A 20,994-nucleotide genomic window follows, 5' to 3' on the forward strand; every position below is an offset into this window, starting at 1 on the left:
ACGGCGGACCAGTGTACGGGTAGCCACCCGACTTTCCCAACCGGTCTCCCCGCCACGCGTGGCGGGGAGAGTTCAGCGGGTCGAACGGATGGTCGCCCGTGCCTGTGAGAGCACCTTCTCGCCCCCGCAGACCGCTGTCACATCGATTCGGGTCAGGCCGTCCTCGGTCACCTCACGGACCCGCGCGGTGACCTCGATCTCAGTCCCCTGGTCGTCGTCGGGGACGACCACGGGCCGGGTGAAACGGACGTTGTACTCAACCACCGCGTCCGGTGCCCCGGCCCACTCGGTGATCGCCCGGCCGACCAGCGCCATGGTGAACATGCCATGGGCGATCACCCCGGGCAGACCCACCTTGGTGGCGACCCGGTCGCTCCAGTGGATCGGGTTGAAGTCGCCCGAGGCGCCGGCGTAGCGGACCAGGTCCGCGCGGGTCACCCGGAACGTCTGTGCTGCCAAGTCCATCTCAGGCCTCCCCGCGTACGACGTACTTGGCCCAGACGGACACGACCGGGTCCCCGCCGACGGTGCTCACGTCGGTGCGGGTGGTCAGGAAACCGTGCCCACCCCGGGTGCTGACGTCCTCGATGGTGTTGGTGCAGACCAGCTCGTCACCGGCGACGACCGGCCGGGTGTACGCGAACCGCTGGTCGCCGTGCACCACCCGGCTGTAGTCCACACCCAGGGCCGGGTCCTCGATGATCTGGCTGCTCGCGGCCATCGTGATGATCACCGGGAAGGTCGGCGGGGCCACCACATCGGAGTGGCCCAGCGCCCGAGCGGCCTCCGGGTCGTGATGAGCCGGGTCGGTGGCGCCGATGGCGCTGGCGAACTCACGGATCTTTTCTCGGCCCACCTGATAGGGGGCGGTCGGCGGATAGGTCCGGCCGACGAAGGAAGGGTCGAGAGACATGCCGCGAACCTACACGGAAAGCACAATCGCCGATCTGGTCGGCAGGCGGCGGCGGAGCCGCGCCAAACCGGTCAGATCGGCGATTGAAAGCTTCGACAGCGGCCGGCGTGAAACCGGCCCCGGGTCAGCGGGTCTCGCGGTGGACCGTGTGCCGACCGTCGCGCGGGCAGAACTTCTTCAGCTCGATGCGGTCGGGGTCGTTACGCCGGTTCTTGCGCGTGATGTAGTTGCGCTCCTTGCACTCCACACACGCCAAAGTGATCTTCGGCCGGACATCGGTAGCCTTCGCCACGGCGGAGTGCCTTCCTCGCTAACGGAAACAACTACGACGCGCCAGCCTAGACGCTGACAGCGCGGACATGCAAAGTGGGCGCCAGAAGCGCCCATTTTCTTACGACCACCGGCAACGAGCCCGGAAGACGAGAGTAGCGGTGGCCGGACTTGAACCGGCGACACAGCGATTATGAGCCGCTTGCTCTACCATCTGAGCTACACCGCTGCGATGGGTCCAGCTGAACCCTCGAGCCCCCTTACGGAATCGAACCGTAGACCTTCTCCTTACCATGGAGACGCTCTGCCGACTGAGCTAAGGGGGCCTGCGCGATCTCCCCGTGGGGCGCGCAGGAGTAAGAGTACACGGCCCGGCTCGACAGGTGAAATCGGATCCCCGGTGATCGTTTGCGCCCTGCTCAGGGCACGACACGCAGGCGCGGAAGCTCCCCGCTGGCGACCGTCTCCGTCTCGACCTGGGCACCGAACCAGGCAGCCAACCGCTCGTACGGCAGTGGCCTGCTGAACAGGAAGCCCTGCCCGATCTCACAGCCGATGTCCTGGAGAAGCTCCAGGGTCAACTCGCTCTCCACGCCCTCGGCCACCACCGCCAGGCCGAACTGCTGTGAGAGGGTCACCACGGCGTTGACGATCGCCAGGTCCCCCGGGTCGGTCGCCATGCCCTGCACGAAGGAGCGGTCCACCTTCACCTCGTGCACCGGCAGCCGGCGCAGGTGCGCCAGGGACGAGTCACCCGTGCCGAAGTCGTCCACCGACAACCGCACGCCGAGATCCCGCAGCCGCCGCAGGGTCGGGATGGGCCGGTCCGTGCCGTCCAGCACGCCCGCCTCGGTGATCTCCAGGGTGAGCCGCTGCGCCGGCACCCCGTACTCGGTCAGCAGCTCCTGGACCCGGTCCGGGAAGTGCTGGTCGGTGAGCGTACGGGCGGCGAGGTTGACCGCGATGGGCAGCGGCTGATCGGCCAGCGCCCAGTCCCGGCTGCGGCGCAGCCCCTCGCGGAGCACCACCTCCGTGAGCCGGCTCAACTGGCCGGTGTGCTCGGCCACCGCCACGAAGTCCTCGGGGGCGACAGTGCCGTGCGTCGGGTGCTCCCACCGGGCCAGGCACTCGACACCCACCAGGCGCCGATCCCTGAGAGTCACCTTGGGCTGGAAGTAGACCTCCAGCTCGTCGTCGTCCAGCGCTCGGCGCAGATCGCCGGCCAGACCCAACCGGCGCAGCGATCGGGACTCCAGCGCCGGGTTGAACAGCTGCACGCTGCCCGGCACCGACTTGGCCGCCGTGGCTGCCAGGTCGACCCGCAGCAGCAGGGCCGCCGCATCGCTGCCGTGATCGGGGTGTACGGCCACCCCGACAGCGGTGTTGACGTCGAGGGTGAGCGCGTTGAAGACCATCTCGTCGCGGATCTGCTCACGCAACTGGCCGGCCAGCTCAAGTGCCGCCTCGGCGCTCTCCAACCGCAACGTCACCAGGAACTCGTCGCCGCTCGCACGGCCGACCAGCGCCGACGACGGAGCATTGGCGCGCAACCGGTTGGCAACCTCGGCCAGGACCTTGTCTCCCGCGGCGTGGCCCAACGACTCGTTGACCTGCCGCAACCCGTCCACGTCGAACAGCAGCAGCGCCACCACTTCGCCGGGAAGGCGGATCTTGACCGACTCGTCCAGTGCCCCGGTGATCCGCCGCCGATTGGGCAGCCCGGTCAACGTGTCGTGGTACGCGTCGTGCCGCAGCCGGTCGACCAGCCGCGAGTTTTCCAGCGCAACGGCGACGTGGGCGGCCACGGTCTCGAAGACCGGGATGTCAGCGGCCGTGAAATGGCCGACGTCACTGAGCCGGTTGACCACTTCGAGGGTGCCGATCACCGCCTGGCCGGACCGCAGCGGCACCGCGATCACATCCTTGACCTTCGAGTCGGCAAGTGCGGACCGCAGCGCCGGGTCACCGCCGAAGGCCCGACCGATGGCAACTGTGTGGCCCGACTCACGGACGGTCTCCCGCAACAGCGGCGGGGTCTGGGCGACGTCGAGCAGACCCAGGTCGTCGAGGCGTGACGTCAGCAGGACTTCCGGGTGCCGACCCTGCGCCGGAAGCCACAGCGTCGCATACTCCGCCTGCATCAGAGAGCGGATCCGGCCGAGCAGCACGTCCGCCAGGTTGCCCTCCTGGCCCGCCTCGCTCATGGCTCGGGTCAGTTCGTACATGTCGCCCAGCGTCCGGTGCTGCCGAAGGAACTGGGAGTAGGAGCGGTAGAGCAACGCGCCAGCCACCGCCAGCGAGAGCAGGAGCAAACTCGACCAGAGGGTCGTCACCAACGCGATGAGGATGAGCATCCCGACCGCTACGTTCAGCGCCGAGGTCAGCAGGACCTGGACGACGGTGCTCAACGTCTCCCGGGTGCCCTGCCAGCCCTGCAGGAGGGTGATCACGCCGACCACAGCCGCCAGGCTGATGAGTGAGTTGGCGGTGACGGCCGCGAAGAGCACGCCCCAGGTGGACGGCCGTACCGAGGTCAGCTGCGGCGACGCGGCCAGCACAAGGCCGGCCACCGAAACGCCGGCCGCAGCCCGGGCGACGTTGAACCAGACCTTCGGCGGCGCGTAGCCGCGATGCATCTGGGTGAACACTTCGGCCACCGTGGCGGTGACGATGACGAGCAGCGGCGACAGCCAATACAGCGCGAGCACGAGCGGGATCTCGGTGAGGGTCACCACGACCGCCTGACGGCGGACCACGAAGTTGAGCGTCGGTATCCCGGCGGCGACCATCACCATCAGCAGCACTACGGCGATCGGCCAGTCCGCGAAGCGGATCGGCTCCGACAGCGCGAGGACCAACATGCCCACCAACGCGATCCCGGCGAGGGGAGCCGTGATCAGCCAGGCGTGTTCGGTCGTCCGACGTCGGCTGGCCTCAGATGCCAACGCACTGCCCTGTCATCGTTTGCGCCGTGTTGGCACCAGGATCACCGACCGACGGCTGACTGCGCTCCACTCGAAATCGAAACGCTGTGGCCGGCGGGGGCGCCCCACTCGATGCCGGTGGCTTGGTAGTCCTCGCCGATGTGCGCGCCGAGGAGGCCAACGGCCAGCACAGCGAGGGCGATGGACGCCAAACGCAGCCGGCCATACCTTCGACCAGACATTTGGAGCTCCTGTCGGCAGGGGGCCTGTGAGGGGATGGAGATTCCACGATGGTGCCACAGCGGCGTCCGCCTGGAAAGTTCCCCCACCCGCAATCAGACCGACCGCCCCGCAGGCCGACCCGGTCGGCCGGGCCCGCACATCGTCCGGCCAGATCATCCGCTGATCAACCCACACTCAGATGCTCAAGAAACGACCTAGCGGAGGAAAGCACCCCCACCAGACGTATCGGTTGATACGAACTGCGCGGCCCCCGCCTCGGCTTCGCACACTACTCGCCGCCACCTCGCCGCAACAGGTCACTGTCATCTATATCGTGACCGTTATCGCGCCTTGCGGGACGACCCGAACCTCACTTCGATGGGGTGCGGCGAGCACCCGGGCAACCCGGTCTGCCCAGTCGTCCGTCCTACGGGTCGGCCGCCTCTGGGCCAGCGTCGACAGCACGGTGTGCGTACGGCGACTTCTTGAAGAGTGCGCGACGGTTGTACCGCGACCGCCGTCAGGATGTTCGCAGCGGGCGGAACGCGGCCCGCATCTCGGCGGAGAAGAGCTCCGGCTGCTCCCAAACTGCGAAGTGGCCACCACTGTCGACTTCGTTGATGTACGCGACGCCGGGGTAGGCCGCCTCGACCCAACTGCGCGGGGCGGCCCAGATCTCCCCGGGAACGTCGCGAAGCCGACCGGAACCGTGACCGGAGGAGGAGCCTGACCGGCGGCCTGGAACCGGCCGAACTCCCAGTACCAACGCGGAGACCGGGCGGCCGGTCGCCGGGTCGAAGGGCTCTCCCGCGCTGGCCGCCTGGACCAGATCGGCGCGGAACGAGTGCGCCAGGGCTTTGGTACGAAACATGTCCCCGAAGCGTTGGTTGCTCACCGCCCAACGGACCCGCCACGGTCGAGCCTTCCGGTCAGCGCGTCTACCGATCTCGCAGATCTGCACCGCGTAGCTCTTCACATGGCGTCCTGCTCCAGGTTGCCGAGCCACCGCCCCTACGGCGAGTCGAATCCGGTGGTCCGGGATGCAGGTCCGCCGGTACTGTCCGGGCTCACCAGGAACCCGAGCGGCGAGGTCGACATGAGCAGCGATGGCGGGACGACGGTGCTGTGGCGCCCAACCGGACCGAACGAGCTGGCTCTCGTCCGCGACTCCGGATGGCGGGCGTGGCCGCCGCGCCTGCCGGATCAGCCGATCTTCTACCCGGTCCTGAACGAGGACTACGCGATCATGATCGCCCGAGACTGGAACGTGCCCGCGTCCGGCGTCGGCTACGTGACCCGCTTCCGGGTCGAGTCGGAGTTCCTGAGCCGGTACCCGGTCCGCCAGGCAGGCGGCAAGACCATTCTGGAGCTGTGGGTGCCGGCCGAGGAACTGGACGAGTTCAACGCCCACATCGTCGGGCAAATCGAGGTCGTGCACGAGTTCCGGTAGCCGCCGGCCGGCGGCGGGGGTGGCCGTCATCAGCCGCTGATGCGCACCCCACCCCTCAACACCCCTCGTCTCACCACGGCCACGGGAGCTGCACCACAACCCTCCCGCGACGGGGGCATCAACGCCAGGCCGGGTTGTCGCTTACGCGGAACGTGTTGAAGAGCGACTCATGCATGTCACCGTCGGGGCCGAGCAGAACAAAATCCGGCTCAGTACGGGCAACCGACTCGTGCAGCTTCGCCAGCAGGTCCTCGACCGGCGTCTGCGGCAACCCCAGCTCTCGGCGCAGCGGCTCCTGCTGCTGTTTGGCTTGCGGGAAGTCCTGCTGCAGGTCATGTTCCAGCCGCACTGCAGCCAACCGCATCTCGTCGAGACTGCCTCCTCCAGAAAACTTCAGGCAGTCCTGCCAGTACGGCACCCCAACGATCAGTTCCAATGCCTCGGCGAGGCTCGCCGCGATCAGGCCAGCCTGCCCCTCCGAAGTCGCGAAGATCATCGGCCGGGAGGATCCGACTCCGCAGAGGTAGTAGACGCCACCAGTGCTTTCGCCTGCGATGGCCTCCAGCGCCGCGCCTGACGCCAATCGAGTTTCCTCAGCAGGCTCATCGCCTGTTACCTCAAAGTCGAAGTAGCCGGCCAACAGGTCAGCGGCTACGGCACTGCTCTTGATGCGTGCGAGCATCAGATCAGCATCAGACACGGCCAGAAGGCTAGCGCCAGCCATACCTGAGGCGAGCGCCCGCCCACCGAGACCGGGATGCTGGAATCCGAAGGCCCGGCAGGGCCATCCGTGGGCCAGCAACTATGGCGCGCAACGGGCACGAGCGGGCACGAGACGCAACCTGGCCCGCCGCCGCCCGCAGGCGTTTCGGGCATCACGACCCGCTTGAGCACGCTCTTCCAAACTGGCGGTGCCTCACGACCTCTAACGACGCCCGACACCGGTGCACCCGCTCACGCGCGGCTGGTCCGAGGTTAGAAACAGCATGAACGCACAGGGCGGAACTTTCACTGTCACAGTGCCCAGCCGTACGGATTCCGTCCCGCAATCCCGAAGTCGCTCCGCGGCCTCCTGCAGCCCGATCGTCGGCTGGCCTGTTCTCCGGGCGTGCCGCTCGCGGCGCCGATAGATCGCCTCCAGGTGGGATGCCGGAATTCCGTCATCCCAGATGACAACCTCAGCGCCCTGGAGCAAGGCCTGCCGGCACGCGCGATGGGCCGGCACATGATCAACAAGGGCGCTCAGAAGTTCGTCTCGCGTCACCAACCAGCTCCCGTCTGGGCCGTGCCGCAGCTCCAGGACGTGCCCGCTACGTGCCCGATCGGCCGGAGAGTGAGGGACAGTAGCGGTCAACGGTCGCAGGAGACGACGAAGGCCTCCGAACTGCGTTTACGCAGCTCGGAGGCCTTGTCTTTGCCTGGTGGCGGGTAGAGGATTCGAACCTCTGAAGCTTTTGCGACGGATTTACAGGGCGTCCGCGATCTTGAGGCACCTAGGGGGTCTCAGCTGCGGTTTTGGCTCCGCCGCCCGCCCACTCATGCTCGACTGCCCATCATCTGCCCACGCCCACGCAGACCGTCTAACGTTCCAAACCTAACCATCGAGGCTTTTTTTAAAGCCACTGCTTGCGCTAGGACCCGGGCCAAGCCGAGCAGTCGCAGCCGAGAGGCTACATAGCAAGATCGCGGTTTTTTGCAGACGCGTCAGGACTGAGGGCTGCCGCGCTGGCGGCGAGGGCAGCAGCGATGCCCGACATGATCAGTTGGAATCGCGACGGGGCCTCCGCGAAGCCAGCAGACGCCGCGGTCCAGGTCGCGCCTGCCGTAAAGAAGGCACTCACAACCCTCCGCCGACGCTCACGACTCATTGCCACGGGCACGATAATGGCACTGGGCTGCAACATCAGCCGAGAGCCTCGCCGATCTTGTCGTTCATGGTGTCGTCTCCCCCGTCGATGCAGTTGGCGTAGACGCGGAGCAGGACGGCGACTCCGTGGCCCAGGCGCCGGGCTACCTCGGTCGGCGGGACGCCGGCATTCAGCCAGAGCAAGGCCCCCGCTGTTCACCACATCTCGTCCAGCAGGGCCAGGCGTCGTCGGAACGTGCGAGCGTCCCGCTTGGGCAGCGCATGGGCGACGACTTCGAGGATCGCTCGCGCACAAGGCGGACTGACCAACCGATAAGTGGGCTCATAAGGTGCCCGGTACGCCGAATCATCTATCCGGTGGGCCGGATGCCGCACCGCCTTTTCCCAGATCTCGAGCGCCCGCTCCACGTCGAAAGGCCCGAGCCGCGTGAGTTCAAGATCAAGGATTGCGGCCAGACCGCGACCTGATAGACCAGGTACCACTGAGAAGTGGTAGGCCAGCATCCCGCAGCGGCACAAGGCCGAGCGTGTCGAGCGGGAGCGCCGAAGCTCCCCGGGCCGTCTACGCGGCATGGTCCTTTCGGAGAACAGACATGCCGAGATCTTCGCACGATGGCGGAGCGTGGTCATCCGAGCGCGTCGCCGATCTTGTCGTTCATGGTGTCGTCGCCACCGTCGATGCAGTTGGCGTAAACGCGGAGCAGGACGGCGACTCCGTGGCCCAGGCGCCGGGCGACCTCGGTCGGTGGGACGCCGGGCTGGGGTAATCATGTGGACCGGTCGGGCTCCTACAGCGCCATATAGGGGGCAGACCGTGCTTCAGATTGCTTTCTACTTTTCAGCGAAGCGACGAGGGGTTACTGGGCGGCTTAAGCGAAGCCTTAGCGCCCCTTTCGGGGCCCAGCCGGGCAATCTTTCCGCACGTCGCAGCTCCCGTCTTGCACTCTTGTTCGATAACAGGAGTGGCTAACGCCTGGGTCGGCAGACGGAACTAGCCTCGCGGTCGGTGTGCTGACGTCCTAGCCCGCCGGTGATTCGCCCCGCTGCCGAATTTCTCTGTTCTGGATCAAGGCGCCGCGCTCCGCGCGCCGCGGGCGGTGAGCCGGCCGGCGGCAAGCCGCCCCGGCCGCCTCCGGCGCCGGGGCGGAGAGCCACCGACTGCCGCCGGACCGCCGCCCCCGAACATCCATTGACTAGACGCAGCACGACCACGGCTAGGCGGTACGGAAGCCGTCAGGTCGACCTAACCGAGGGCCAGGGCTTCCGGCTGCCGCGCCAGTCCAACCCCGGGACTGGCTTGCCCCCGGCCTACCTCCGCGGCCAGGCAAGCCCCACGGCACCCGTAACCGGTCGCTCCAGGCGGGTTCGCACCGGGCCGGCCTCCCCAGGGCACGAGCGTTCGCAGCCTCAGAGAAGCCCTGAGAGGCAAGATCGACCTGCCCACCATCTGCCCACAACCAGTCGCCAACGGCTGGACTCAGCCGGACTCGACCAGACAAACGACAACGGCCCCCGATCAGCATCTCTGCTGGTCAGGGGCCGTGTTTGCACCTGGTGGCGGGTAGAGGATTCGAACCTCTGAAGCTTTCGCGACGGATTTACAGTCCGCTCCCATTGGCCGCTCGGGCAACCCGCCAGGGCACCCCACCGCGTCGTAACGCGGCGGCGGAAGCAAGGATAGCGGCTTCCCCCGGGACCTCCGCAACCGGGTACGGTCAGGGGGTCGTGCCGCTGGTCGGCGGCCGACGGCAAGCCCAGACCGCCGGACAGCAGGAGCAGAAACATGGCAGCGAACCCGTCGTTCGACATCGTGAGCAAGGTTGACCGCCAGGAGGTCGACAACGCCCTTCGGCAGGCGGAAAAGGAGCTCGCGACGCGGTTCGACTTCCGCGGCACCGGTGCGGAGATCTCCTGGTCCGGCGAGGAGGCGATCGGTCTTCAGGCAGAGACCGAGGAGCGGGTCCTCGCCGCACTGGACGTGTTCAAGGAGAAGCTGGTCAAGCGGAACATTTCGCTGAAGTCGCTGGACGCTGGCGAGCCGCGCCCGTCCGGCAAGATTTTCAAGATCGACTGCAAGGTGATCCAGGGCATCGAGACGGACAAGGCCAAGGCGATCAGCAAGAAGATCCGCGACGAGGGTCCCAAGGGCGTGCAGGCGCAGATCCAGGGCGACCAGCTGCGGGTCACCGGCAAGAAGAGGGACGACCTCCAGGCCGTCATCTCGCTGCTCAAGGGTGAGGACTTCGGCGTCGCCCTCCAGTTCAACAACTACAGGTAAGGCGGCGACCGCCGGCCTGGTAAGCGGATCGATCATGCTGTCAAGCTGGCCCAGATGACCGCCCAGACTCACTGGCAGGCGTGGCATGAGCCGTACGCCGACGAAAACTCCCCGCTGTCTCGTCGGCTGCGGCTGGTCCAGCAGCACATTGCCTCGTGGCTGGATCAGCGCCTCGACGAACGGCTGACTGCGATAAGCGTGTGCGCGGGGCAAGGGCATGACCTTATCGGCGTCCTCGCCTCAAGGGCTGATGCTCAACGTGTACGTGGAACCCTGCTTGAGTTCGACTCGGGCAATGTGACTGCCGCTCAGGCCGCCGCCGATCAGGCCGGCATCTCCAACATCGTGATCAGGCAGGCTGACGCGGGCCAACTCTCCGCGTATGCGGGGACCGTTCCGGCCGACCTGGTGCTCATGGTCGGGGTCTTCGGCAACATCTCAGACGCAGACGTGGAGCGAACCGTTGCTGCCCTGCCCCGGTTGTGCGCTGAGGGTGCCACCGTGATCTGGACCAGGACCCGGCGAGACCCGGACCTGACGCCAGCTGTACGGGAGTGGCTCCGGGGTGCCGGCTTCGTGGAGCAGGCATTCCACGCTCCGGACGATGCGCAATTTTCTGTGGGCGTTCACCGGTTCGAAGGTTCTCCGCAGCTTCTGGACCCTGCGGACACTGTCTTCACGTTCCTGCGCTGACGCCAACTGGTCGCTGCCCGACAACGGGCAGCCGACGCCTACTCACAGGGCTTCGCCGGTTGCCGTCGTTGATGACTGCTGTTTGACCGCGTTTGGCGGTGTCTTGCGCCCCATCTCCGCCCCGAGCGCCTGCCGGGCGGCTTCGCCCATGGGGTCGTCGCGGGTCGGCATCCCCCGGATGGTCGGCAGCACCTCTTCCCGAAAGACGCCGTGCAGCCGGCGCAGTTCCCGCGCCGGATGCTCGGAATCGTCGACCCGTACGTCCCAGAGCGGGTACGGCTGATCGCCGACCACCGTGACGGTCGCCGACCGTGCGCCGTGCCGGTCACCGCCGGCCTCCTCGCCGGCCCCGATGGCCAGAACGAGCCGCTCCGCCAGGTCGAGTTCGCCGCTCTCCTCGAACACCCGGACGATCTCCGCGAGGGTCTGCGGGCCCACCAGTCGGTTGCCCTGCACCGCGTAACCCGGCCCGTTGCGGTGCCCCGCCCAGTCCTTCGTGCGGGAGCCGGTGAAGGCGTACGAGCTGCCGTTGCCGTCGACCATGCCGACCTGCCGCACCTCCCGACCCGGGTCACGGGCCAGCAGTTCGGTCAGGACGTCCTGCGGCGAGCGGCCCTCGCCGAGCAGCGGCAGGCCGTCGTAGGCCAGGAACGGATTGGGGGTGGCCTGGGTCGCCACCGCACCACTGCCCGACTGGACGTGTGCGACGAGCTTGCCGACGGCGGGCCTGGCCGTCAGGGCTCCCACCCCGAGCTGGCCGGTACGACGACACCGTGCGGCGATCGAGAAGGTCACGCCCGGCAGATACCCGGACGAACTTCCGGCATGCAGGCCCCGCCGTTGCCGTCGTCGGCACCTCCGCATGGCGCCGCGATCCGTTCACACCGTGTCCTACTGCCTGATCCGCTCCGGATGCACACCGTCGACCATGTCGTGCCCCGGCACCTGGATGCAGAGCGCCCCCGGCTCTGCCCCGCACACCGGGCAGCGCCGCCAATCCTCGATCGAGCCCGGATCGTGCCCCAGTTCACCAGCCATGCGGCTGATCTCCACCGCCGCCTGATGCAGGTCTTCGTCCTGATGCCGGGTAGCGGCCCGATGGACCTTGCGCACCGCGCTCTTCGCACGCTCTTCCATGGGGTCGGGGTCGGGGTCGGGCATGGCAGCGTCGTTCCCGGGATGCACGACCTGAAACGGATCCAGTTGCCGAGCGGCGGGGTTCAGCGGTCGGCCGTCGAACCACCCAGGCAGGCATGAACGTCCGGGTCGGCATGGACCCACCCAGGCCGTCGTCAACCACCGGGTCGGCGTCGACCGCCCCGGCCCGGCGGCGGCTCGCTCCGCTCGTCAGGCGGGAGTCCATCGACGACCAGGCATGGACAGTCGGGTTCAGTAGACGACGCTGTACCAGTGCTCGGTCTCGCCGGGCAGTGGCACCAACCGCACCTTGGTGCCGCCCGGGTGGTCGAACATACGCACCCCGTCGCCGAGCAGCACCGGGGCGAAGAACATCAGGATCTCGTCGAGCAGACCAGCCTCGATGCACTGCTTGGCGACATTCGCGCCGAGGATGTTGACGTACCGGTCCCCGGCGGCCTCCTTGGCCTGGGCGACGGCGGTGTGCAGGTCACCGACGAACGTGACGTCGGCGGGTGGCTCGGCCGGTGGTTGGTGGGTGAGGACGAAGACCGGCCCGTGGTACTGGCCGCCGAACGCGCCTTCGCTGTCGGTGCCGCGGTTGGGGTCGTCGCCGCCGAAGGTGCCGTTGCCGGCCAGGATCGCGCCGACGCTGTGCAGCAGGCGCTCCGCCGTCGGGTTTTCGCCGCCGAGGTGGTCGGTCAGCCAGGACATGTCGCCGCCGGGGCCGGCGATGTAGCCGTCGAGTGACGCCGTCGCCGAATATAGAACCTTGGCCATGCGCCCAGGGTAGGCGGCGGAACTCGGATTCCTGGAAGTCGGGGTATCCGCCGCGCAGGAACACCCCGACTTCAAGGAACCCGAGTGGATCAAGCCCGCACGGAACGCACGCCCGCGGAATGCAGCGGGGTCAGACCGTCACGGGCTGTTCGGCGCGTACCGCCGTGTTTTCCGCACGGGCGATGGGCCCGGCGGGCAGCGCGGCGACCGCGGCCCCGACTGCGACGGCCGCTCCGGCGAAGAGGAACGCCCAGCTGACGCCGCCGGTGTGGTCCACGATCAGGCCGGCCACCGAGCCGCCGGCGGCGCTCGACGCGACCGCCACGGTGACCACCCAGGTGTACGCCTCGTTCAGCATTCCGGCCGGGGCGATCCGGCCGACCAGGGTGTTCTCCAGGGTCAGCGCGGGCGCGATGGCGGCCCCGCCGACGACCAACGCGACACCCAGCGCCAGCGGGGTGGGCATCACCGCGAACACCACGAAGGTGCCGGCCACGGCGGAGAGCAGCAGGGCGAACTGGCGGGTCATGTTCGGTGCCGGCTTGCGGACGCCGAACCAGAACCCGCCGATGGCGCTGCCGACCCCCCAGACGGCGAGCAGAATCCCGGCCAGGCTCTCCGGGTCGTCGGTGGTGTGGCCGCTCGCGTACGCCGGGACGATCACCCCGGCGGCGCCGAACGCGATGCCGAGGCTGGCCACGCAGACCAGCAGGGCCGGGAATCCACCGACCCGCAGCGGCCCGAGCCCTCTGGCGTGGTGCTCCTTCGCGTGCGGGCGCCAGCCGCGCATCACCTCGCCGAGGGCCACGGCGGTCGTGCCGACCAGGGTGACCACAGCCGCGCCGATCAGCGCGGCTGCCGCGTCGGCGAACAGCACGAAGCCGGCGACGAGCAGCGGGCCGAGCACGAAGACGATCTCGAACAGCGACGTCTCGGCGGCCAGCGCGGTGTTGCGCAGGGCGTACCGGCCGGAGCTGGGGCTGGTCAGGTCGTTCCAGGCGTTACGGATGGCGGCGGTGAGCGGCGGGTACGTGGCGCCGGCCACGGCACTGGCGAGGTAGATGGTGGGTAGGGCGTCGTCACCCGAGCGGCTGGCCAGCAGCAGCGCGATGAGCGCCACCGGGTGGGCCACGGCGGTGACCAGCAGGACGGGGGTGGGGCCGACCCGGTCGGCGACCCGCCCGGCCACGGGGCTGAGCGCGGCGCCGGCGACGGCGTAGATCCCGCCCGCGATGGCCGCCAGCGCGTACCGCCCGGTCACCTGCTCGACCACCAGGAGCAGCGCCAGTGGGGTCATGCCGATCCCGAGTCGCCCGATGATGCCGGTGATCAGCAGCATCGGTGCGCCCGGGATCCGCCACACACCCAGGTACTGACGCAGCGCGGCCACCGAAACCTCCGAAAATGTAATGAGCGTGAGCCGTTACGACCCTAACGCCGCCGCCGGACGGGACGACACCGGATATCAGCCTCGACACAGCGCTCCGCCCGTACCCGGTGTGACCGGGTACGGGCGGAGACGTGAATCAGCAGCGGGTCAGCGCTGGAACTGCACCGGCCCCGCGTTGGCGGCCATCTGCTCCAGCCGGGCGACCCGGTCCTCCATCTTGGGGTGGGTGGAGAAGAGCGCCGCCATGCCGCCGCCCCGGAACGGGTTGGCGATCATGAGGTGGGCGGTGCTGGTGAGCTGGCCCTGGGCCGGCAACGGCCGGCGGCGGGCCACCGCATCGATCTTGCGGAGCGCGCTGGCCAGGGCCAGCGGGTCGCGGCTCAACTCGGCACCCGAGGCGTCCGCCTGGAACTCACGGCTCCGGCTGATCGCCAACTGGATCACCGTGGCGGCGATCGGGCCGAGGATCAGGGTGAGCAGCAGCACGGCAGGGTTCGGCCGGTCCTCGTCGTCCCCGCCGCCCAGCGGGATGAAGAAGGCGAGGTTCGCCAGCAGGGTGATGATGCTGGCCAGACCCGCCGCCACGCTGGAGATCAGGATGTCCCGGTTGTAGACGTGTGACAGCTCGTGCCCGATCACACCGCGCAGCTCGCGGTAGTCGAGGATCTCGGTGATCCCCTGGGTCACGCACACCGCCGCGTGCTGCGGGTTACGACCCGTGGCGAACGCGTTGGGCTGCGAGGTCGGGCTCACATAGAGGCGCGGCATCGGCTGCTGGGCGTCGGTAGCCAGCTCCCGCACCATCCGGTACAGCTCGGGGAACTGCGCCTCGGTGACTGGTTGCGCCCCCATCGAGCGCAGTGCGAGCTTGTCGGAGTAGAAGTAGGTGACGCCGTTCATGACCAGTGAGACGACGACAGCGATGACCAGACCGCCACTGCCGCCGAACCAGTAGCCCACCGCGAGGATCAGGGCGCTGAGCAGGCCAAGCAGCGCTGCGGTCTTCAGACGGTTGTGGTGCACGATGTCTCCTTCGGTGCACGGATCGCCGGGATCCGCTGACCGGTTCAACAACCCGGTACCCACCAACCATCCGTCTCAACGCTGAGAGTTCACTGAGACCGAAGTGCCAGGTCAGGTCAGCGGCCGGCCAGATCGAGCACCAACTGCGGGGCGACGCCGAGCACCACGGCGGCCACCGTCGCCACCGCCAGCACCACGGCCACCACACCCACCACGGGTACGGCAGCCGCACCGCCACCGGCTTGCGCCGCGGCCGGGCCGGGCGTCGTCGTCGCCGGTGCCCAGAGCGCGGCGGTCACCCGCAGGTAGTAGGCGAGCCCGATCACCGCATTCAGCGCCACCACGAGCGCCAGCCAGGCCGCCCCACCGTCGAGCAGCGCCCGGACCACTGTCACCTTCGCGAACAGGCCGGCGAGCCCCGGCGGCAGGCCGGCCAGGCCCACCAGCGCGAGACCGAGCGCCGCAGCCCGCCAGGGGTGCCGGCGGGCCGCCCCACGGAGGTCGTCCAGCGTGCCGCCGTCCGCACCGGCCGGGCGCAGCGCGGTCACAGCGGCGAACGCGGCCAACTCCAACACCACGAAGAAGACGGCGTACGCCATCGCGGCGGCGTACGCGGCGGAGCGTGCCTCGTCGGTGCGGCCGGCGGCCAGCGCCAACGCCCCCAGCGGGGCGAGGATGTAGCCGGCCTGCGCGACGGACGACCAGGCCAGCAGCCGGACGGTACGCCGCTGGCGCAGCGCGACCAGGTTGCCGACGGTCATGGTGAGCACCGCGAGCAGGGCGAGCACCGGGCCGGTCTGATCCGGTGGGAGTGCCCGCTGCACGACGGCGAGCAGTGCGACAAGGCCGCCCAGCTTCGACGCCGTCGACAGGTACGCGGCCACCGGCAGCGGCGCGCCGTCGTAGGTGGCCGGCGCCCACGCGTGGAACGGCACCGCCGCCACCTTGAAGGCCAGCCCGACCAGCAGCACCGCCACCGCTGCGGTGGTCAGCGGCAGGTCCCGCAACTCCGGCCGTTCGGCGAGCAACGCGCTGAGCCGGTCCAGGTGCAGCCCACCGGTCACCGCGTACAGCAGCGCCGCGCCGAGCAGGGTCAGCGTGGTCGCCACCACGCTGACCACGAAGAACGTCACCGCCGCCTCGGCGCTGGCGAGGCTCCCCCGACGCAGGCCCACCAGCACGTACAGCGGCAGGGTCAGCGTCTCCAGGGCGACGATCAGGGTGATCAGGTCGCCGGCCGCGCCGAGCACCACGCCGCCGGTCATCGAGCAGGCCAGCAGGAAGCAGTATTCCCCCACCGGCGACCGCCCCGCCCGCAGCGCGGGTGCGGAGAGCCCGAGCACGCCCAGGGTGAGCAGGGCCACCACCGCGCCGACCAGGGCGGCCCGGCCGCCGAAGATCCAGGAGCAGTCCGCGCCGACACAGAACGTCCGCCGCTCCCCAGCCGCGCCGACCAGGGCGGCGCCGACGGCGGTGCCGAGCGCGCCCAGCGCGGCCACCACGATGGTGGCCCGTGGCCGGGCCAGCAGCAGGTCGGTGAGGAGCACGAGCACTGCGGTGCCGGCGGCCAGGTAGGCCGGCAGCAGCGCGACGCTGTCCACGCTCTGCACCACGTTCATGTGAGCCTGCCTCTGTTCGCGACTGCGGGGCTCCGCTTCGCCGTACGCCTCGCGCTCACCGGGAGACCACCCCGATCAGGGCGTCGACCGGAGCCTCGGCGACGCCGAGGACCAGCGCCGGGGCCAGCCCGATGGCCAACGCGAGCAGCACCAGCGGCACCCACGCGGTCAACTCCGCACCGGCCAGGCCGGGGCCGACCCGCCCCACGGCGGGGCTCGGACGGTTGTGCGTGACCTGGCGCAGCAACCGCAGGAAGTACGCCGCGGTGAGCGCACCGCCGATCGCGGCCAGCACCCCGAGGGTGGTCCAGAGCGGGCCGCCCACCTGGACGGCCGCGATCACCGCGAACGCCTCGCCCCAGAACCCGGCCAGCCCGGGCAGACCGAGCGACGCGACAGCCGCGAACGCGAGCAGACCGGCCAACCGGGGCGCGGTCTCCCGCAGCCCGGACAACTCGGCGAGGGTGCCCGTGCCGGTTCGGTCCTTCACAGCCCCGGCCAGGAAGAACAGCAGAGCGGTGATCACCCCGTGCGCGATGTTGCCGATCAACGCCGCCTGGATGCCGATGGTGGTCAGCGTAGCGACGCCCAGCAGCACGAAGCCCATGTGCCCCACGCTGGAGTACGCGATCAGTCGCTTGACGTCGGACTGGGCCAGGCAGACCAGTGAGCCGACCAGGATCGCGGCAACGGCCAGCACGCCGAGCACCGGCGCCGCCCAACGGGCGCCCTCCGGCGCCACCCCCACCGCCACCCGGATCAGACCGTAGGTGCCCATCTTCAGCAGTACGCCGGCCAGCACCACACTGCCCACCGTTGGCGCCTGGGTGTGCGCGTCGGGCAGCCAGGAGTGCAATGGCCACAGCGGGCTCTTCACCGCGAAGGCCAACGCCAGCAGGGTGAACGCGGCCAGCTGGGTGCCCCTGGACATCCCCGCACCGCCGGTCAGGGCCACCACGTCCGCGGTGCCGGCGGCGGCGACCACCACGTACACGCCGACCAGCAGCAACACCGAGCCGAACAGGGTGTAGAGCGCGAACTTGCGGGCCGCCCGACGCCGGTCCGCACCACCCCAGCCGGCGATGATCGCGTACATCGGCAGCAGGACGACCTCGAAGAACAGGAAGAACAGCACCAGGTCCAGGGCGAGGAAGGTGCCCAGGATGCCCACCTCGACCACCAGCAGCAACGCGACCAACGCCCGGCCACTGCCGCCGTCCGGAACCCGCCACATCGTGTACGCGCAGCAGAGCAACGTGAGCAGCGCGGTCAACACCACCAGCGGCCACGAGATGCCGTCCACGCCGAGATGGAAGCGCAACTCCAGGCCGGGCACCCAGGGCAGGTCAAGTTGGTGCCACGGGCGCACCGCCGGCGCCCCGGCCGACCAGGCGACCCAACCCCGACCGCCGAACACCAGCGGCACCGCGGCCAGCAGGGTCAGCGCCGCCGCGACAGTGCCGACCAACCTTGCCGCCCGGTCCCGGGGAGTCGCCGCCACAGCGACCGCGCCGAGCGCCGGCACCGCCAGGACGGCGACCAGCAACACCTGCCCAAACGTCATAGGTTCACCCCTATTACGGCGGCCAGCCCGATCAGCAGCGCGCCGGCCAGCACACCGGCGGCGGCCCGGGGCAACGCCGCTCGGTGCAGCGTGGCCAGCCCCGCGCCCAGACCGGATGCGGCCCGGCCGCTGCCCTCGACCACGCCGTCCACCACCACCTCGTCGCCGGTGCGCGCTACGCGGGCCAGCGCGCGGACGGGACGTACGACAAGGGTGTGCTGGACGTCGTCGAGCCGGAACGCGCGGGCGAAGACCGGCCGCAGCGGGCCCAGCGCGACCGCCGGGTCGGCGGTCGGGTCCCGACGCCAGCCCAGCGTGACCAGCCCGGCGCCAACCAGCAGCAACACGAGCGGAAGCAGCACCCCCGGCCCCACGTGGACCAGGCCGTCCTCAGAGCCCGCCACCGGCACGGTCGGGAAGCGCAGGCGATCGGCGAACGCCCCGACGAACCCGGCCAGACCGAGCAGCGCGGCCGGCACGGCCAGCAGCAGCACCGGCCACCGCAGCACCGCCGGCGGGTCGTGCGGGCGAACCAGCGGCAGGCGTGGTGTGCCGAAGAACGCGCGCAGCAGCAGCCGGCCGGCGTACCAGGCGGTGATCGCCACGCCGAGCAGCCCGGCCATCCACACCAGCCAGCCCACCCAGGACGGTGCCGGGCCGGTGCCCTCCAACGCGGCGGACTCGGCGACCGTCAACACGCCGTCCTTGCTCCAGAAACCGGCGAGCGGCGGCACCCCGGCCAGCGCACCCAGGCCCACCACGGTGCACCAGAACGTCACCGGCATGCTGCGCCGCAGCCCGCCCATCTCCGACATCAGGGTCGTGCCGACCGCGTGGATGACCACGCCGGCGGCGAGGAACAGCAGCGCCTTGAACGCGGCGTGGGTGAGCAGGTGGAACAGCGCCGCAGACGGAGAGCCGACCGCCAGCGCGCCGGTCATGTAACCCAACTGGGACACCGTCGACCAGGCCAGCACGCGCTTGATGTCGTCCTGGGCGGTGGCGGCGAGCGCGCCGAGCAGCAGGGTGATCGCGCCGACCACCCCGAGCACGGTCAGCGTCACCGGCGCGGCCGTGAACAGCGGGTAGAGGCGGGCCACGGCGTAGACGCCGGCGGCGACCATCGTGGCGGCGTGGATCAGCGCGGAGATCGGCGTCGGACCGGCCATCGCGTCCGGCAGCCACGTGTGCAGCGGGAACTGCGCGCTCTTGCCGGCGACACCGGCGAGCAGCAGCAGGCCGGCAGCGGTCAACGTCACGCCGGAGTGGTCGTGGGCGAGCACGTCGGCGATCCGGAAACTGCCCGTGGACACGCCCAGCAGCGCGATGCCGAGCAGGAACCCGACGTCACCCACCCGGGTCACCAGGAACGCCTTCATCGCGGCGGCCGGCGCGCCGGGCAGTCGACGGTCGTGGGCGATGAGCAGGTACGAACAGAGGCCCATCACCTCCCAGCCGACCAGCAGCATGATCAGGTCGCCGGCGACCACCACCAGCAGCATCGCACCGGTGAAGAGGCTGATCTGGGCCGCGTACGGCGCGTAGCGGTGGTCGACGTCGATGTCGTCGTGCGGGCCGCGTCGCAGATAGCCGATCGAGTAGACCTGCACCGCCAGGGCGACCGCGGTGACCGCCACCGCGACCAGTGCGGCGGCGCCGTCCAGCCGTACGCCGAGGGTCACCATCAGCCCGCCGACGTCGACCCAGGTGGTCGACGTCTCCGTCGGCCCGTCGACAGTCAGCAGCAGCGCGACGGCCAACGCCAGCGCGACGGCCGCACCGGCGACCCCGAGCGCGACGGCCGCGCTGCGGGCCCGATCGCCGCCGGTCGCGCTGTTGCCCCGTGGGGCCGGTGGCAGCAGCAGGCCGAGCAGGCCGGCGGCCAGCGGTACGGCGGGCAGCAGCGCCCCGATCAGCCCGGTCACCGGCGAGCCTCCGTGTCCAGGACGGCCGGCTCTCGCCCGTCGAAGGGCTGCGCCGGCTCGGTCAGCGGCACGTCATCCACCGCGACGGTGGCCCGCAGCCGGTAGAGCTGGAGGACGATCGCCAGCCCCACGCCGATCTCGGCGGCGGCGAGGACGATGACGAACAATGCGAAGACCTGCCCCGAGTGCGGCAGCACGGCACGGGCGGTGGTGTCCGCGGTGACCAGGATCAGGTTGACCGCGTTGAGCATCAACTCGACCGACATCAGCACCAGCACCGCGTTGCGGCGGCGCAACACGCCGTAGACGCCGAGGCCGAACAGCAGCGCGGCGGTGACGTACGGGATGACCGGCCTCACCGGCGCCCCCCGGGCTCGACGTCGACCCGGGCGTCCGGTGCTGCCGTGGCGTCGCGTTGCGGGGCGGGTCGGCCGATGTCCGGCCGGGACAGCACGATCGCGCCCACCAGCGCGGAGAGCAGGAGCACGGACAGCACCTCGAACGGCAGCACCCAGGACTGGAAGATCTGCTCCCCCAGCCGCTCCGCGGTGCCCGCGGCGGGAAGCGCGACGCTGCTCCAGCGGTACGCGTCGATCAGCAGGACGGTCAGCCCGAGCCCGGCGCCGCCACCGATCAGGGCGGCCGGCCAGCCAGGCCGGTCCAGGTCGTCGGAGGCACCGATCGGGGCCCGGGTCAGCATCACCGCGAACAGCAGCAGGACCACCACCGCGCCCACGTAGATCAGCACCTGCACCCAGGCCACCAGCTCGGCGCTGAGCACCAGGAAGTCACCGGCCAGCGCGCCCAGGCACACCACCAGGTAGAGCCCGGCCCGGACCAGGTGTTTCGTGGTCACCACCAGCACGCCGGCGCCAACCGCCACCGCGCCGAGGGCGAGCAGCAGCACATCCGCTCCGGTCACCGGGCCGCCTCTCCGGC

21 protein-coding genes and 3 tRNA genes are annotated in these 20,994 nt (G+C 69.8%); 3 read left to right on the forward strand and 21 right to left on the reverse strand.

Annotated features, from left to right (window positions below; genetic code table 11):
- Window positions 1–72: 72 nt before the first annotated feature.
- The 7 genes from CLT68_RS03070 to CLT68_RS03100 all read right to left on the reverse strand — a co-directional run bounded on the left by CLT68_RS03070 (window position 73) and on the right by CLT68_RS03100 (window position 5,200).
- Window positions 73–465: a MaoC family dehydratase gene (locus CLT68_RS03070; protein ID WP_099848690.1), complete on the reverse strand. Its 393-nt coding sequence runs from the start codon at window positions 463–465 to the stop codon at window positions 73–75.
- 1 nt (window position 466) lies between these two features.
- Entirely contained in the window at window positions 467–913 is a 447-nt protein-coding gene (locus tag CLT68_RS03075; protein ID WP_088950251.1) for a MaoC family dehydratase N-terminal domain-containing protein, read from the reverse strand.
- Between the two features lie 124 nt (window positions 914–1,037).
- A complete protein-coding gene (gene rpmG, locus CLT68_RS03080; protein ID WP_007073056.1) occupies window positions 1,038–1,205 on the reverse strand; it encodes a 50S ribosomal protein L33 in 168 nt (55 codons plus the stop codon).
- 134 nt (window positions 1,206–1,339) lie between these two features.
- Window positions 1,340–1,412, reverse strand: a tRNA-Met gene (locus CLT68_RS03085).
- A 24-nt stretch (window positions 1,413–1,436) separates the two neighbouring features.
- Window positions 1,437–1,509 (reverse strand) — tRNA-Thr (locus tag CLT68_RS03090).
- Between the two features lie 93 nt (window positions 1,510–1,602).
- Window positions 1,603–4,128 (reverse strand): putative bifunctional diguanylate cyclase/phosphodiesterase, encoded by a 2,526-nt coding sequence (locus tag CLT68_RS03095; RefSeq protein WP_486482060.1) that lies wholly within the window; start codon window positions 4,126–4,128, stop codon window positions 1,603–1,605.
- A gap of 721 nt (window positions 4,129–4,849) precedes the next feature.
- Window positions 4,850–5,200, reverse strand: coding sequence for a hypothetical protein (locus tag CLT68_RS03100; RefSeq protein WP_486482061.1), 351 nt, complete (start codon window positions 5,198–5,200; stop codon window positions 4,850–4,852).
- A 225-nt stretch (window positions 5,201–5,425) separates the two neighbouring features.
- Here CLT68_RS03100 and CLT68_RS03110 point away from each other — a divergent pair, with 225 nt between their 5' ends.
- On the forward strand, window positions 5,426–5,779 hold the full coding sequence (locus CLT68_RS03110) for a hypothetical protein (protein WP_099856734.1): 354 nt from the start codon (window positions 5,426–5,428) through the stop codon (window positions 5,777–5,779).
- 118 nt (window positions 5,780–5,897) lie between these two features.
- Here CLT68_RS03110 and CLT68_RS03115 read toward each other — a convergent pair whose 3' ends face one another.
- The 4 genes from CLT68_RS03115 to CLT68_RS03125 form a co-directional block, all read right to left on the reverse strand.
- The gene (locus tag CLT68_RS03115; protein ID WP_143743121.1) at window positions 5,898–6,479 is read right to left on the reverse strand and encodes a hypothetical protein; all 582 of its coding nucleotides are present in this window, start codon (window positions 6,477–6,479) and stop codon (window positions 5,898–5,900) included.
- Window positions 6,480–7,682: 1,203 nt separating this feature from the next.
- Window positions 7,683–7,829 (reverse strand): site-specific integrase, encoded by a 147-nt coding sequence (locus CLT68_RS03120; RefSeq protein WP_199176975.1) that lies wholly within the window; start codon window positions 7,827–7,829, stop codon window positions 7,683–7,685.
- A 12-nt stretch (window positions 7,830–7,841) separates the two neighbouring features.
- Window positions 7,842–8,150, reverse strand: coding sequence for a hypothetical protein (locus CLT68_RS32785; protein ID WP_158240856.1), 309 nt, complete (start codon window positions 8,148–8,150; stop codon window positions 7,842–7,844).
- Between the two features lie 1,048 nt (window positions 8,151–9,198).
- Window positions 9,199–9,282 (reverse strand) — tRNA-Tyr (locus tag CLT68_RS03125).
- 147 nt (window positions 9,283–9,429) lie between these two features.
- Between CLT68_RS03125 and CLT68_RS03130 the strand changes: the two genes are divergently transcribed.
- Together CLT68_RS03130 and CLT68_RS03135 are read left to right on the forward strand one after the other, a co-directional pair.
- Window positions 9,430–9,924 (forward strand): YajQ family cyclic di-GMP-binding protein, encoded by a 495-nt coding sequence (locus CLT68_RS03130; protein WP_088950253.1) that lies wholly within the window; start codon window positions 9,430–9,432, stop codon window positions 9,922–9,924.
- A gap of 54 nt (window positions 9,925–9,978) precedes the next feature.
- Window positions 9,979–10,617, forward strand: a complete 639-nt coding sequence (locus CLT68_RS03135) for a class I SAM-dependent methyltransferase family protein (RefSeq protein WP_099848694.1) — start codon at window positions 9,979–9,981, stop codon at window positions 10,615–10,617.
- A 42-nt stretch (window positions 10,618–10,659) separates the two neighbouring features.
- Here the strand turns inward: CLT68_RS03135 and CLT68_RS03140 are convergent, their stop codons facing one another.
- From CLT68_RS03140 to CLT68_RS03185, 10 genes are all read right to left on the reverse strand, one after another.
- Entirely contained in the window at window positions 10,660–11,412 is a 753-nt protein-coding gene (locus CLT68_RS03140) for a DUF1028 domain-containing protein (protein ID WP_099848696.1), read from the reverse strand.
- A gap of 96 nt (window positions 11,413–11,508) precedes the next feature.
- Complete coding sequence (locus tag CLT68_RS03145; protein ID WP_099848698.1) at window positions 11,509–11,778, reverse strand: zinc finger domain-containing protein; 270 nt, start codon at window positions 11,776–11,778, stop codon at window positions 11,509–11,511.
- A gap of 228 nt (window positions 11,779–12,006) precedes the next feature.
- Entirely contained in the window at window positions 12,007–12,534 is a 528-nt protein-coding gene (locus tag CLT68_RS03150) for a dihydrofolate reductase family protein (RefSeq protein WP_088950256.1), read from the reverse strand.
- A 130-nt stretch (window positions 12,535–12,664) separates the two neighbouring features.
- Window positions 12,665–13,924, reverse strand: coding sequence for an MFS transporter (locus tag CLT68_RS03155; protein WP_099848700.1), 1,260 nt, complete (start codon window positions 13,922–13,924; stop codon window positions 12,665–12,667).
- A 147-nt stretch (window positions 13,925–14,071) separates the two neighbouring features.
- Window positions 14,072–14,947 carry a zinc metalloprotease HtpX gene (gene htpX, locus CLT68_RS03160; protein ID WP_099848702.1) on the reverse strand — a complete coding sequence of 292 codons (876 nt, stop codon included), beginning with the start codon at window positions 14,945–14,947 and terminating at the stop codon, window positions 14,072–14,074.
- 116 nt (window positions 14,948–15,063) lie between these two features.
- Window positions 15,064–16,566, reverse strand: a complete 1,503-nt coding sequence (locus CLT68_RS03165) for an NADH-quinone oxidoreductase subunit N (RefSeq protein ID WP_099848704.1) — start codon at window positions 16,564–16,566, stop codon at window positions 15,064–15,066.
- A gap of 55 nt (window positions 16,567–16,621) precedes the next feature.
- A complete protein-coding gene (locus tag CLT68_RS03170; RefSeq protein ID WP_099848705.1) occupies window positions 16,622–18,130 on the reverse strand; it encodes a complex I subunit 4 family protein in 1,509 nt (502 codons plus the stop codon).
- Window positions 18,127–20,055 carry an NADH-quinone oxidoreductase subunit L gene (locus CLT68_RS03175; protein ID WP_099848706.1) on the reverse strand — a complete coding sequence of 643 codons (1,929 nt, stop codon included), beginning with the start codon at window positions 20,053–20,055 and terminating at the stop codon, window positions 18,127–18,129. Before CLT68_RS03175 ends, CLT68_RS03170 begins: the two co-directional genes overlap by 4 nt.
- A complete protein-coding gene (gene nuoK, locus CLT68_RS03180; protein ID WP_099848708.1) occupies window positions 20,052–20,414 on the reverse strand; it encodes an NADH-quinone oxidoreductase subunit NuoK in 363 nt (120 codons plus the stop codon). Before nuoK ends, CLT68_RS03175 begins: the two co-directional genes overlap by 4 nt.
- Window positions 20,411–20,977, reverse strand: coding sequence for an NADH-quinone oxidoreductase subunit J (locus CLT68_RS03185; RefSeq protein WP_099848710.1), 567 nt, complete (start codon window positions 20,975–20,977; stop codon window positions 20,411–20,413). The genes nuoK and CLT68_RS03185 overlap by 4 nt, the downstream gene beginning before the upstream one ends.
- Between the last annotated feature and the right edge of the window lie 17 nt (window positions 20,978–20,994).

The sequence above is a fragment of the Micromonospora sp. CNZ299 genome (assembly GCF_002754415.1).